This window comes from Streptomyces sp. NPDC127084 (genome assembly GCF_042724175.1).
Lineage (GTDB): Bacteria > Actinomycetota > Actinomycetes > Streptomycetales > Streptomycetaceae > Streptomyces.
Window position 1 is genome coordinate 19,581 of record NZ_JBHXFA010000033.1, and the last position, 13,006, is coordinate 32,586.

General features: G+C 70.4%; 12 protein-coding genes. 10 read left to right on the forward strand and 2 right to left on the reverse strand.

From position 1 onward, the window contains the following. Window positions 1-23 precede the first annotated feature (23 nt). Window positions 24-158, forward strand: coding sequence for a DUF6278 family protein (locus ACFWI9_RS10800; RefSeq protein ID WP_387160661.1), 135 nt, complete (start codon window positions 24-26; stop codon window positions 156-158). A 115-nt stretch (window positions 159-273) separates the two neighbouring features. On the opposite strand, the gene ACFWI9_RS10805 is transcribed toward ACFWI9_RS10800, so the two are convergent. Then, window positions 274-1,851: an alpha/beta fold hydrolase gene (locus ACFWI9_RS10805; protein WP_387160663.1), complete on the reverse strand. Its 1,578-nt coding sequence runs from the start codon at window positions 1,849-1,851 to the stop codon at window positions 274-276. Between the two features lie 299 nt (window positions 1,852-2,150). Between ACFWI9_RS10805 and ACFWI9_RS10810 the strand changes: the two genes are divergently transcribed. Both ACFWI9_RS10810 and ACFWI9_RS10815 read left to right on the forward strand, forming a co-directional pair. Further along, entirely contained in the window at window positions 2,151-2,930 is a 780-nt protein-coding gene (locus ACFWI9_RS10810; RefSeq protein WP_387160664.1) for an alpha/beta fold hydrolase, read from the forward strand. A gap of 137 nt (window positions 2,931-3,067) precedes the next feature. Further along, window positions 3,068-4,270: a cytochrome P450 gene (locus ACFWI9_RS10815; RefSeq protein ID WP_387160714.1), complete on the forward strand. Its 1,203-nt coding sequence runs from the start codon at window positions 3,068-3,070 to the stop codon at window positions 4,268-4,270. On the opposite strand, the gene ACFWI9_RS10820 is transcribed toward ACFWI9_RS10815, so the two are convergent. Beyond that, on the reverse strand, window positions 4,242-4,985 hold the full coding sequence (locus ACFWI9_RS10820) for a hypothetical protein (RefSeq protein ID WP_387160666.1): 744 nt from the start codon (window positions 4,983-4,985) through the stop codon (window positions 4,242-4,244). The genes ACFWI9_RS10815 and ACFWI9_RS10820 overlap by 29 nt on opposite strands. Window positions 4,986-5,091: 106 nt before the next feature. On the opposite strand from ACFWI9_RS10820, the gene ggt reads away from it, so the two are divergent. From ggt to ACFWI9_RS10855, 7 genes are all read left to right on the forward strand, one after another. Next, entirely contained in the window at window positions 5,092-7,050 is a 1,959-nt protein-coding gene (ggt, locus tag ACFWI9_RS10825; RefSeq protein ID WP_387160667.1) for a gamma-glutamyltransferase, read from the forward strand. A 153-nt stretch (window positions 7,051-7,203) separates the two neighbouring features. Continuing rightward, window positions 7,204-7,842 carry a hypothetical protein gene (locus ACFWI9_RS10830; protein ID WP_387160670.1) on the forward strand — a complete coding sequence of 213 codons (639 nt, stop codon included), beginning with the start codon at window positions 7,204-7,206 and terminating at the stop codon, window positions 7,840-7,842. A gap of 124 nt (window positions 7,843-7,966) precedes the next feature. Further along, window positions 7,967-8,233: a ferredoxin gene (locus ACFWI9_RS10835; RefSeq protein WP_387160673.1), complete on the forward strand. Its 267-nt coding sequence runs from the start codon at window positions 7,967-7,969 to the stop codon at window positions 8,231-8,233. After that, entirely contained in the window at window positions 8,223-9,614 is a 1,392-nt protein-coding gene (locus tag ACFWI9_RS10840; RefSeq protein ID WP_387160674.1) for an NAD(P)/FAD-dependent oxidoreductase, read from the forward strand. Before ACFWI9_RS10835 ends, ACFWI9_RS10840 begins: the two co-directional genes overlap by 11 nt. Window positions 9,615-9,638: 24 nt before the next feature. Continuing rightward, entirely contained in the window at window positions 9,639-10,877 is a 1,239-nt protein-coding gene (locus ACFWI9_RS10845) for a cytochrome P450 (protein WP_387160675.1), read from the forward strand. Between the two features lie 51 nt (window positions 10,878-10,928). Further along, window positions 10,929-11,318 carry a PPOX class F420-dependent oxidoreductase gene (locus ACFWI9_RS10850; protein WP_387160677.1) on the forward strand — a complete coding sequence of 130 codons (390 nt, stop codon included), beginning with the start codon at window positions 10,929-10,931 and terminating at the stop codon, window positions 11,316-11,318. 92 nt (window positions 11,319-11,410) lie between these two features. Beyond that, window positions 11,411-12,934: a hypothetical protein gene (locus ACFWI9_RS10855; protein ID WP_387160679.1), complete on the forward strand. Its 1,524-nt coding sequence runs from the start codon at window positions 11,411-11,413 to the stop codon at window positions 12,932-12,934. Window positions 12,935-13,006: the final 72 nt, after the last annotated feature.

The window sequence follows — 13,006 nt, forward strand, 5'->3', positions numbered from 1 at the left end:
CCGTGTGGTGAGCTACGTGGCTTTTGTGTCCCGCTTGCCTGCGGGTGTTACGGCGTGCCTCCGGTCGGGAGATCAATGTGGTGGAAGCGGGCCTGGACTGGGCGACCCTGGGCTCGCCCGAGCTGTCCCAGGTGTACGCGGAAGCGGCAGAAGCCTGACGTTCCTACCGCTTATGCGGTATTTATGTCGATCCCGGTGCGTGTTGGTTGCGGAGCCCGCTGTCCCGATGGATAGCTTGCGCTGGCCGGACCCGGACCGGAGGCCAGCCGGAGATCACTTCTCACGCAGGGGGACCGACACATATGAGGGGTCGTCCGCTGGTGAGGAGAAGGTCAGCTTCGCCCCGGACGGGTTGTGCTCGATATAGAGCGGGTCGACGGTGTCGACGACCAGGGCGAGATGGTGGCCCGCCGGCACGTCGTAGGCCGTGGAGTACAGCTCCATATCCACGGTGAACGGGCGGCCGGGGGTCTGGCCGTGGAAGGTGTAGGGCGCGTTGCTGATCAGCTTGCCGAGGCCGAGCGGACCCACGTCGTAGAGGTATGCGACGAGGGTGCCGCTCTCCTTGGTGCTGGTGACGGTTGTATGCAGTTTCGCCGTGCCTCTGATGTGCTGCTCGGAGTCGTACCGCTCGGACTGCCAGACCGCCGCGAACCAGCGCGGCAGCAGCGGGATCGACGCCATCGGCGGCACCTTCAGGAACTGGTCCAGGGTGTTGGAGAGCACGGTGACTCCGCCGTTGGCTCCTGAGTCCACGTTGGCCCGGATCTTCTTGGTGCCGTCCAGCTCGAACTTCCGGGTGTCCGCGCCCACCGACTTCCAGTCCGGGTACGACTCGTAGCCGCCCTCCGAGCGTGACTTGATCCGCACCGGAGCCTCGCGGTCAACGCCGTTGTCGTCGCCCTTGAGGTAGTGGTCCATCCAGCGGCGGGCACTGGTCCAGGTGTCGTTGGGCAGTCCCAGCAGTCCGGTCATCTCGGCGGTGGCGTGGTCGCCCGGGCGGAACTCCAGCCGCTTCGGCCCGGTGAGCCGCTCGTAGAACTCGGCGTACTGGTTGGGCGGGAAGATGGTGTCGCCCCAGGCGTTGCCGAGCATGATGGCCGCGCCGTTCCGGTTGATCCGGTCCACGTAGGCGGCGGGGGAGCGCTTCCTTCCCCAGGCGATCATTTCGTCTTCCTTGGCCAGGTCGACGCCGCCGAGGAAGTCCTTCATGAACTGCTTGAGCTCGGGGCTCGGACTGCCGGTGACATAGCCGGTGCCGCCGAGCAGCGCGGCGGCCTGGAGGTGCTCGGTGCGTCCGCCGTAGATGGAGGCGGGGATGTCGGCCCAGCCGCTGAGGGCGGCGACGGCCTTGACCCGGCTGTCGTGCGCCGCGGCGAGCAGGCTGATGCCGGCGCCGTACGACATCCCGGCCATCCCGATCTTCGACGGGTCGGCGGGGGTATGGGCGAGTGCCCAGTCGATGACCTTGGACGCGTCCGCGACGTCCGGGGGACCCGCCACCTCGATGTTCCCGCCGGACTGCCAGAAGCCCCGCACGTTGTAACTGACCACCACATAGCCGGAGTCCGCGAGCTTGGCGGCTTGGGCGAGGTACTGGATCTGCGGCGTGGCCCAGCTCGTGGGCAGCACGATCACGGGATATCTGCGCGTTCCGTCGGCGTCCGCCGGGGTGACGACGTTGGCCTTGAGGACGGTGCCGCCGTCGCCGTGGATGTCGACGAAACGTACGCCTGGCTGGTCGGCGGCGGCCGGTGCGGCGGGGCTCAGCGCGAACACCGTACCGGCGAGGAGAGCGGCCGAGACGGCGCTGTTCGTAGCCGTCCGCAGGGCCTTGTGGGGGTGTCCCATCGGTCACTCCTGACTCGTGCAAGTACCAAAGTGACCCGACGGTAACCGCTGCCCTTTACCGGTGGTAACTGGTCGGTAAGTTACGTGCAAGTAACGATTATTTGACGTGGCGTCGGATTCGAGTGGACCGACCGGCGGGCTGATGGGCCGTCAAGCGACGTTTCCCGGCTCTCCCGTATGGGGGAAGTCCACCCATGCGCCGGTTCCGCACCCTGGTGATCGCGCGATCCACGGTCCACCGTGGTGCCGTACACCGCGGTGGCCCCCGGCCGCCCCCGCCGAACGGAGAGGTCGTGACCATGACCGAGAACCGACGTTTTGTGCTGCCCCATAAGCTCATCGGCGGAGGACCGCACCATGTCATCGCCGTGCACGGCTGGTTCGGTGACCGGGACACCTATGCGCCTCTGTTCGCCGACCTCGATCCGACCTCCTTCAGCTACGCCTTCGTGGACCTGCGCGGATACGGCGAGGCGATGCGGGCAACCGGCGCCTACACCACCGGCGAAGGCGCCGCTGACGTGCTCGCGCTCGCCGAGGAGCTCGGCTGGGACCGCTTCTCGGTCATCGGCCACTCCATGGGAGGGTCCGTGGCCCAGCGGGTCGTGGCGCGCGCGCCGCAGCGGGTGCGCCGACTGGTCGGGATCTCCCCGGTGCCCGCCGGAGGCCTCCCGATGCCGCCCGACCAGTGGCGGCTGTTCGCCGACGCCGCCGACATCCCGGCGAACCGCCGCGCCATCATGGACATCACCACCGGATCCACGCGGCCCGGCGCCTGGCTGGACCGGATGACCCAGCGGTCGCTGCGCAGAAGCGACCCCAAGGCGTTTCGGGCATGGCTCGACTCCTGGGCGATGGAGGACTTCCACAGCGAGATCGAGGGCTCCACCATCCCCGCCCTCGCCATCGCCGGCGGTCTGGATCCGGCCCTTGGCGCCGCACTGATGCGCGAGACCTGGCTGCGCTGGTACGCCCGGGGCGAGCTGGCCGAACTGTCCGCGGCCGGGCACTACGCCATGGACGAGACCCCCCTCCAGCTCATCCGCACCATGGAGGACTTCCTGCGGGCCGACTCGTGAGCGCATCGCAGGACCAGGACCAGGACCAGGACCAGGACCGGGATCGGGATCGGGACCGGGACGCGATTCGCCCGGACGCCGTCGCCGCCGTCCCACCCGTTCCCGACGTGTTCGACCCGAGGATCCACGCCCGGGGGATGCCGCATGACGCCTTCCGTGTCCTGCGCGCCCACCACCCCGTGGCCTGGCAGGAGGAACACGAGGTACTGGGCTGGCCGGCCGGACCCGGCTTCTGGGCCGTCACCCGCCACGCCGACGTCGTGCGGGTGCTCAAGGACGCGAGCGCCTTCTCGTCCTGGTTGGGAGCGACCCAGATCCGGGACCCGGACCCGGCAGACCTCCCGTTCATCCGCCGGATGATGCTCAACCAGGACCCTTCATCCGGCGGCCCCGCCTACGGGTCGGACCACGGGCGGCTGCGGCGGCTGGTCAGCCGGGCCTTCACCCCCGCTCGCGTGGACCGGTTCACCACCGCCGCCCGGATCCGTGCCCGCGAACTGCTCGGAGCCGCCCGGGACTCGGGACCTGAGATCGACCTGGTCTCCACCGTCACCGACGACTACGCCCTGCTCAACCTCGCCGACCTGCTGGGCGTACCGGAGAGCGACCGCGCCCTGCTGCTCGGCTGGACCGAGCGCGTCATCGCCTACCAGGACCCGGACGAGCCGCCCCTGCTGGACGAGGACGGCCGTCCGGTCAACCCCCGCTCGCCCGCCATGCTCCGGGAGATGTTCGACTACGCCCAGGAACTCGCGGCGTACAAACGGCGTGTGCCCGCCGATGATGTGATGACCTCACTCGCCACATCGGAGCTCACGGACCCGGAACTGGAGATGTTCTTCTTTCTGCTCACCGTCGCCGGCAACGACACGGTGCGCAGCGCCGCGCCCGGCGGTCTGCTCGCGCTCGCCGAGCACCCGGACGAACAGCGCAGGCTACGCGCGGGAGACGTCTCGCTCGGCACCGCCGTGGACGAGCTGCTGCGCTGGCACCCGCCTGTGCTCTCGTTCCGCCGCACCGCCACCCGCGACACGCTCGTTCACGGCCGCCGGATACACGCGGGCGACAAGGTCGTGGTGTTCCACGCGGCGGCCAACTACGACGAGCGGGCGTTCCACGACCCGTACCGGCTTGACCTGTCCCGGGATCCGAACCCTCATGTCTCGTTCGGCGACGGCCCGCATGTCTGCCTAGGCGCCCACTTCGCCCGGCTCCAGCTGCGCGTACTGCACGAGGAGGTACGCGAGACGCTTCCGCCCATGACGCTCGCACGGCCGCCGGGGCGTCTCGTGTCCAACTTCATCAACGGGATCAAGTCCCTGCCGCTGGCTCTGGGCTGACGACCGGCTGCGGGGACTGAGCTGCGCGTGTCACATCGGCGACGAGTTCCACGACATCGGGTCCGTATGCATCGGTGTTGAGCACTTTGAGCAGCAGTACGAAGGACCTGCCGCCGTACTTCCGGGACAGCCGCTCGTGGTGGCGGGCGAGGTAGCGCGCCGCGGCCTGATTGGTGATCGCCCGCTGGCCGCAGAAGAGGAACACCGGTCTGCCGCCCTCGCCCGCGGTCAGCCGGGCAAGCAGTACGTACTCGGTGGCGCCCTTCTCCAGCCGGTAGTGCTCGGGGCCGATGCGGAACGCCAACCGGTCGGGACCCGGCTCGGCGCTGGTGTCGATCCGCACCCCGGGCAGCAGCGACGAGAGGTGCGCCGCCATCCGGCGATTGCTGCCCGGACCTCCCACGCAGAACTCCGTGCGCTCTCCGAAGCCCTGCCGCGCGGTGTCGTGCTGGACGATCTGGGCGTTGGCCCCGCAGTCCTTGATCAGCGCAGCCAGCTCCAGCAGTGTGAACACGTCGAAGCGGTGGACCGCTCCCTCGCTCGCGGGCTCGCGGTTGACGACGAGCAGGCACTCGGAGTCCTGTGGCAGACCGAAGAAAGCCTGCTTACGGTGGAGCCGCCGGCGCCAGAGGTAGGTGCGTGCCAGCCAGCCGAGTGTGGCGCTGATGCCGGCGGCCACGACACCGAGCACAAGGTCGCGTAGGTCTGCGTTCATGGGCGCGCATGGTAGCGGGCCGCACGGAAAGGTGTTCGAGGCGCTCCTGACGGGCAGACCCGAGTGACGTTACGCTGCGGCCGACCCTCGTCGGCTGGAGGTACACATGCGTCGTACTACCAGGACAACCCATCGTATTGTCGCCGTTCCCGCGCTGGTCATCGCCGTGCTCACAGCGGGGTGCGCGGGCCCGTCGACTCATCCCGCGGACCCGGCAGCCGGCCAGGCTGACGGGTCCGGGACCATCAAGCCCCGAACCGCCGAAGACCGGACGGCCAAAGCCCGGACGGACACAGCCCAGACCGGCAAGGCCGAAAACCTCAAGGCCGAAAACCTCAAGGCCGGAACCCTCAAGGCCCGGGAGAAGGTACCCGTCGCCGTCGGCTACGGCGGAGTGGTCTCAAGCGTCGACCCCGACGCGTCGGCGGTCGGAATCGAGGTGCTGCGCGGCGGCGGAAACGCGGTGGACGCCGCCGTCGCCACGGCAGCGGCGCTGGGAGTCACCGAGCCGTACTCCGCGGGCATCGGAGGTGGCGGTTTCCTCGTCTACTACGACGCCGCCACCCGAACGGTCCATACCGTCGACGGCCGTGAGACCGCGCCGCGCACCGCGGACGCGTCCCTCTTCCTGGAGAACGGCAAACCCATCCCGTTCGAGGAAGGTGTCACCAGCGGCCTCGGCGTCGGCACCCCCGGCACCCCGGACACCTGGGACGCCGCGCTGGACGAATGGGGCAGCCGGTCCCTGCGCACCCTGCTGAAGCCCGCCGAGAAGCTCGCCAGGGACGGCTTCATCGTGGACGCCACCTTCCGCGCCCAGACCCAGGCGAACGAGGCCCGCTTCCGGGACTTCACGGCCACGTCCGAGCTCTTCCTGCCGGGCGGGCGGCTACCCGTGGTCGGCTCGGTCTTCCGCAATCCGGATCTCGCCCGTACCTACGCCGAGCTCGGGCGCAAGGGCACCGGCGTGCTCTATCGGGGCCCCATCGCCCGGGACATCGTGAACACCGTGCGCGACCCGCAGGTCCGCGAGGGCGCGACGCGGGTGGTGCGGCCCGGGGACCTGACGATGCGGGACCTGGCGGCATACGAGACCGAGTGGCGGCGGCCTACCAGGATGACCTACCGGGGTCTGGACGTATACGGGATGGCACCCGTGTCATCCGGTGGTACGACCGTCGGCGAGGCGCTCAACATCCTGGAGAGCACGGACCTCTCCGAAGAACCGGAGGTCGGCTATCTGCACCGGTTCATCGAAGCGAGCCGGATCTCCTTCGCCGACCGCGGACGCTGGGTGGGCGACCCGGCGTTCGTGGACGTACCTGTGAAGGGACTGCTGTCCCAGCGCTACGCGAACTCGCGGGAGTGCCTGATCCGCGACGACGCCGTACTCAAGAGCCCGCTGGCTCCGGGAGACCCCCGTAAGCCCGCCGCGTGCACGGCGGCAGGCGTGGCGGTCCCCGCTACCTACGAGGGCGACAACACCACGCATCTCACGGTCGCCGACCGCTGGGGCAACGTAGTCGCCTACACCTTGACCATCGAGTCCACCGGCGGTAGCGCGATCACAGTGCCCGGGCGGGGCTTCCTGCTCAACAACGAACTCACCGACTTCTCCTTCGCCCCGGCGAGTCCGTCCGTGCCCGACCCCAACCTGCCGGGACCGCGCAAGCGGCCCCGTTCGTCGATGTCTCCCACGATCGTGCTCGACCAGCGCGACCGGCCGGTGCTGGCACTCGGCTCCCCGGGCGGCGCCACGATCATCACCACGGTGCTCCAGACCCTCACCGGCGTGCTGGACCGCGGGCTTCCGCTGGTGGACGCCATCGCCGCCCCGCGCGCGAGCCAGCGCAACCAGCCTACGACCGAACTGGAACCGGCCCTTTGGAACAGCCCGCTGCGGGCTGAACTGGAGGCGATCGGGCACGCCTTCCGGCAGAACCCGGAGATCGGCGCCGCGACGGCGATCCAGCGGCTGCCGGACGGGCGCTGGCTCGCCGCCGCCGAGAAGGTACGGCGCGGCGGGGGCTCCGCCATGGCCGTACGGCCCAGCGGCACACCCTGAGCCCTCAGGCGCGTGCACATGGCCACCGGGGTCACCCGTGAGGGTGGCCCCGGTGGCGTGCCGGGCCAGGGGACTGCTTGCTGTTAAGTGCGGTCAAGCAAACGCGGTCGTACGGACCGGTCACGGGGGCACGGGAGAGAAAGCGAGTGGTCCATGGAGCCGGACAGGCAGCGGCTGCGGACCCCGCGGGCGGCGGGTCTCGCTGGCATCGTGTTCGCGGTGCTGCTGGCGCTGGCGATCGTGCTGATGCGGATCGCGATTCCCGAGGGCGCCGCCATGACCGGCGGAATCAGTCCCGATCGCAAGCGAGCGGTACGGGTGGCACTGGAACTCGTGCCGTTCGCCGGGATCTTCTTCCTGTGGTTCATGGGTGCGTTGCGGGCCCAGGTGGGTGAAGCGGAGGACAAGTTCATCGCGACCGTCTTCCTGGGCAGCGGACTGATCTTCGTGGCCACCCTGTTCGGTGCCGCCTCCGCGGCCGGCAGCATCCTGGACGACCAGCAGCCGTCCGACTTCGGCCGCAATTTCGCGTACACCCTGCTGACGACGTATTCCATGCGGATGGGCGCCGTGTTCATCTTCACCACATCGACCATCGGCTACCGGCTCGGGGTGCTCCCGCGCCCCTACCCGCTCGTCGGGTACGCGGCCGGCCTGGTGCTGCTGTTCGCCGGACCCAGCGTCCCGTGGTGCGAGCTGGTGTTCCCGGCCTGGTCGGTGCTCATCAGCCTTTACCTGCTCAGGATCCGCCGGCGGCCGAGTCCCGAGTCGTCCTCGCCCGGGCCGGTGTGACGGGTCCCGCCGGCATACCGGCGGGCTGCCGATCACTCCAGTGGCCCGCTCGAGAGGCGGAGCTCCGCCGCCGGGCCCATCCTTGGTGCTGGGACTGACTCGTCATGGGAAAGGGCTGATCCGGGTGAGACTTGTCGTCGATCTCAACCGATGCCAGGGCTACGCACAGTGCGCGTTCCTCGCACCGGACGTCTTCGAAATGCACGGCGAGGAAGCGCTGCTGTACGACCCGCACGCCGACCAGGCGCAGCATGACGCGGTGGTCCGTGCGGCGGCTGCCTGTCCGGTGCAGGCGATCTTCGTCGAGGGGGTCGCGGGGTTGGGCGAGGTGGGCGAGGAAGCTCCCGCCGCCACCGGTGCGCAGGGGCGGGAGGCCTCCGATGCCCGGTAAAGCATTCCTTGACTGGCTGAAGCGCGAAGGGCGCGTCGTCATCGTCGGCGCTTCGCTGGCCGGCCTGCGGGCCGCGGAGACCCTCCGGGACGAGGGCTTCGCCGGTTCGCTGACGATGATCGGCGACGAGCCGTACGAGCCCTATGACCGCCCCCCGCTGTCCAAGGGCGTCCTGCTGGGCCGGGCCACCCCGGAGCACACGGCGCTGCCACGGCGCCGCGACGTGGACGCCGACTGGCGGCTCGGGGTCCCGGCGACCGGGCTCGACATGGCGGGCCGTAATGTGCAGTTGGCCGACGGCGAAGAGGTGCCGTACGACCGGCTGCTGATCGCCACCGGGGTACGGGCGAACCCGTGGCCGCACGAGAGCGAAGCCGGACTCGACGGAGTGTTCGTGCTGCGCGGCAGGGACGACGCCACCGCGCTCCAGAAGCGCCTGTCGGCGGGTCCCCGCAGGGTCTTCGTGATCGGCGCGGGCTTCACCGGCTCGGAGATCGCCGCGGCCTGCCGGGAGCGGGACATCGAGGTCACCGTCGCGGAGCGCGGTGCGGCTCCGCTGGTGGGAGCGCTCGGCGGAGTGGTCGGACAGGTCGCCGCCCAGCTCCATCTCGAGAACGGCGTGGACCTGCGCTGCGGAGTGATGGTCACCGGGCTCGAGGGCGACTCGGCGGGCCGGGTGCGCGCCGCCCACCTCTCCGACGGCACCAGTGTGGAGACGGACGTCGTGGTCGTCTGCCTCGGCGCGACCCGGAACACCGAATGGCTCGCCGGTTCCGGTCTCGGTGCCGGCCCCCGGGGCATCGCCTGCGACGCCGGCTGCCGGGCTTTCGACATCCGAGGCATCGTCACCGACGACATCTTCGTCGCCGGAGACGTGGCACGGTCTCCGCACCCGCTGTTCGGCTACCAGTTCCTCTCCCTGGAGCACTGGGGGAACGCGGTCTCCCAGGCCGAGACCGCTGCGTACAACATGATCTGCGAGAGCGCCGCACGCCGCCCCCATATGTGGGTCCCCGGCTTCTGGTCCTCCCAGTTCGGGGTGAACATCAAGTCGGTTGGCGTACCGTCCATGGGCACGGAGATCATCATCTCGCAGGGCTCGCTCGCCGAGCGCCGGTTCGTCGGCGTGTACGGCTACCAGGGGCGTGTCATCGGCGCCGTCACCTTCGACAACGCGCGCTGGCTGCCGTTCTACCAGCACCTGATCGAGACGACCGCGGCCTTCCCGCCGCAGTTCCCGGTCGTCGACCGCCGCCCCGAGGGCCTGCGCCCGGTGCCCGCGGACTTCCCCGACCCGTCGGTGCCCACCCATGGGCCGACCGTCACCCTCAGCGGGTACTCGCCGGCGGACCGGCGGATGACCTTCAGCCCCGGTCGGTAACCCCGCCTTCACCAAGGACTGGTCATGACCCAAACCGAAGGCGGTCTGCTGCAGCAGATCCTCGACTACAGCAACCGCCCCAACCCGTATCCGCTGTACGCGGAGCTCCGCAAGAACCCGGTCCACAACGAGGGCACCGGCGTCTATGTCGTGAGCACGTACCACGAGATCCGCAGTCTGCTGCACGATCCACGGGTGAGCTCCGACCTCCACAATATGACCCTGCCGGGTCCTCCCCGACTGGAGCAGCCGGAGGATTCCGGCCTGCCGCCCAGTTTCATCAGGCAGGACCCCCCGGAACACGACCGGATGCGCCGGATGACCAACGCGTCGTTCGGCCCGCCGCACAGCCCGCGCCGGATCGACGAGTTGCGCGGCGACCTGGCGAAGGTGGTGTCCGGTCTCATCGACGGGATCGCGAACACGGAACGGATCGACCTCGTCGAGCAGGTCTCGTATCCGTTCCCGGTGACCGCGATCTGCCGGCTGCTCGGCGTGCCGCGTGAGGACGAGCCGCGCTTCCACGGCTGGGCAGACACCCTGGCGGCGAGCCTCGACCCGATGCCGGGACAGGATCCGACCGAGCGGAACAGACTCGCTCAGCAGGCCCGCACGGAACTCGGCATGTACTTCGCCGGGCTCATCGAGGAGCGCCGCAAGAACCCCAAGGACGACATGCTCTCCGAACTGTCCACGCGCGGTGGGCCGGACGGGACCATGACGACCATGGAGCTGCTGAGCACGTCGGCGCTGCTGCTGATCGCCGGCCATGAGACCACGGTCAACCTGATCACCAACGGGATGCTCACCCTGCTGCGCAACCCCGACCAGCTTCAGCGGCTGCGTGAGGACCCGAGGTTGGCGGTCCCCATCGTGGAGGAGCTGCTGCGCTTTGAACCCCCCGTACAACTGATGCCGAACCGCACGCCTCTCGCGGACATCGACATCTGCGGGGTCACCATTCCCAAGGGCTCCTCGCTCTGGCTGATCGCGGCCGCGGGCAATCGCGACCCGCTGCGGTTCGCGCACCCGGACCGGTTCGACCCGGACCGGGGCGACATCCAGCACCTTGGCTTCGGCAGTGGCATCCACTCCTGCTTCGGTGCCCCGCTGGCGCGGATGGAGGGCCAGCTGGCCCTGAGCGAGCTCGCCCGCAGACTGGTCAACCCCCGGCTGCTGGAGGACCCGCCCGAGTACCGGCAGAACGCGGTGCTGCGCGGCCCACGCCATCTGCCCATCGCGTGTGACGACATCCGGCCCTGACCGGGGGCGTACCCGGTGCCGCACAGCCATACGCGGCGTAGTCTCCCGACCGTGGAACTCAAGAAACTCGACCGCGCCAAGTACCTCAGCCTCACCACCTTCCGCAGGAACGGGACCGGTGTCGCGACACCGGTGTGGTTCGCCGTTGACGGCGGTGAGATCTACGTCTGGACGCGCTCCGACTCATGGAAGGTGAAGCGGCTGCGCAACAACGGCCACGTCACCGTGTCCCCCTGCGACGTACGCGGCCGGGTCGCGGACGGCGCGCCGGTGGCTGAGGGGACCGCGCGGCTGCTGGACGGCGCGGAGCTGAAGGAGGTGCGGCGGCTGCTCGCCCGCAAGTACACCTGGCAGTTCTGGCTCGTCGACTGGCCTGCCACCGCCGTACGGCTCGGCAAGCGACCTCACACGGGCATCGCGGTGACGCTGCGGACACCTTGACCGATCCGCACCGTCCGCGAAAACCGCCCGTAGCCGTCCTGTAACGCGACTGGGGTGAAATGCCAGCCGGCGGTGACGGAGGGCGGGCGGCGATGACAGTGGACCAGCATCCGATGGGCCAACTCCCGGCGGACGTATTGGTGTTCACGCGGTACCTCGGGGAGCTGGCCGGGCGGCTCGACCCGGACGCGGGCTGGTACGGGGTCTTCTGGCGGCGTGACCCCGAAGGGCTGACCGCCTGCCTCCAGGGCGCCGAGATCCCGCCCTGGGATGTGGTGGAGTCCCTGCTCCAGGACCTCGGGGCCGGTCCGGTCGAACACGAGAGCGCTCAAGCGCTGCACTCCGCCGCGGCCGCCGCGTACGACCTGCGCGCGGGAGGGCCCGAAGCCGTGCGGGAACGGCTGGAGCTGATGCGCCGGGAACAGTCCCACGCGGCGGCGCGCGGTCAGGAGCTGCTGCGGCGGCTGGCCCTGCTCGCCGTGGGCTCCCCTGACTACGAGACCCTCGCGCACGAGCTGTCCTGGGCGAACGACGACCATGCGCGTGCGGCGGCCCGCTGTGTGGAACTCTCCGGCAGACTGGCCGCGTTGCCGCCGCCCGGCCCAGGCGGCGGGGGAGCGGAGCCGGCCCCGGGCGGCGCGGGCTCCTGGTTCCACCCGCGAGGCGGCCGGAACCGTACGCCCGACCCCGACCCGGTCCCGGACCCTGCGTCCGGCGACCCCGCGTCCGGTCACGCGGGCTCCGGCCCTCTACCCGGCCACACTGACTCAGGCCAAGCGGGCCAAGACCGGCCGGACATGCCGCAGCCCGACCCCCCACACGGATCCGGTGGCGAGCGCCGATGGTGGGGCTGGAGCGGGCCCGCGAGGCGGCGCTCGCGCGGCGCCCGCTACGCACCGCCGGACGGAGCGGATCCGGCGGACTCGGCGGATCCGGTGCCGGGCGAGGTGGCGGATGATGCCGTACCCCCGCTGCCCATTGCCGGAACACGACCACGTGGAGCGCGGTTCGGGGGCCTTGGCGGTCCCGCCGACGCTCAGCCGGATGCGGGTCCGGAAGCACCGGTGGCGGGCCCGCCGGACGAGCAGACCAGGCGCGCCGCCGTCGAGACCGTGGCTGCGCTCGGCGTGCTGCGTGCGGAGGGGCGCGGCGGCGAGGCCCATGCCGTGCTCTGCCAGGCGGCCACCCGCCCCGCCGCCTGGCTGCCGGCGCTCGGCGACGAACTGCGCCGCGCCGGGCTCGGCGCCGACTGGGCGACTCTGCTCTGGGAAGCGGCGTCCCTGCCGCCCGGCCCGTTCGCCGCCGCCGCGCGGGCACTGGCCGCCGCGGGCCGTGCCGACGACTGCGGCCGGCTGCTGCGTCAGAGCGTCGCCCGCCCGCCCGCGGAGATCGCCGAAGCCGTGCTCGCACTCGGCGACACCGAGGATCAGGAAGAGGCGCACGCGCTGCTCATCATGTTCGTACGAGCCCGTGCCCCGGAGGACGCCGCGCGGCTCGCCGCGTCCGACCCGCGCGCCCTCGTACCGGTGCTGCTGTCCGCCGCCCGGGCCGTATCACCGGAGCGGGAGCGCGATCTTGTGCACGCTCTGCGCGTCGCCGGACTCCTCAGTAAGTGAAAAAGTACGGTATACGCTGTTTGTCGACCGCTGAGGTGCGAATCACGATCGACACCACGGGTTGGCGGCGAT

What these genes read in the sequence shown, in the direction of transcription:
- ACFWI9_RS10820 (WP_387160666.1), bottom strand. Translation starts at nt 4,985, where the DNA reads ATGAACGCAGACCTACGCGACCTTGTGCTCGGTGTCGTGGCCGCCGGC.
- ACFWI9_RS10845 (WP_387160675.1), top strand. Translation starts at nt 9,639, where the DNA reads ATGACCCAAACCGAAGGCGGTCTGCTGCAGCAGATCCTCGACTACAGC.
- ACFWI9_RS10855 (WP_387160679.1), top strand. Translation starts at nt 11,411, where the DNA reads ATGACAGTGGACCAGCATCCGATGGGCCAACTCCCGGCGGACGTATTG.
- ACFWI9_RS10840 (WP_387160674.1), top strand. Translation starts at nt 8,223, where the DNA reads ATGCCCGGTAAAGCATTCCTTGACTGGCTGAAGCGCGAAGGGCGCGTC.
- ACFWI9_RS10815 (WP_387160714.1), top strand. Translation starts at nt 3,068, where the DNA reads ATGCCGCATGACGCCTTCCGTGTCCTGCGCGCCCACCACCCCGTGGCC.
- ACFWI9_RS10805 (WP_387160663.1), bottom strand. Translation starts at nt 1,851, where the DNA reads ATGGGACACCCCCACAAGGCCCTGCGGACGGCTACGAACAGCGCCGTC.
- ACFWI9_RS10830 (WP_387160670.1), top strand. Translation starts at nt 7,204, where the DNA reads ATGGAGCCGGACAGGCAGCGGCTGCGGACCCCGCGGGCGGCGGGTCTC.
- ACFWI9_RS10810 (WP_387160664.1), top strand. Translation starts at nt 2,151, where the DNA reads ATGACCGAGAACCGACGTTTTGTGCTGCCCCATAAGCTCATCGGCGGA.
- ggt (WP_387160667.1), top strand. Translation starts at nt 5,092, where the DNA reads ATGCGTCGTACTACCAGGACAACCCATCGTATTGTCGCCGTTCCCGCG.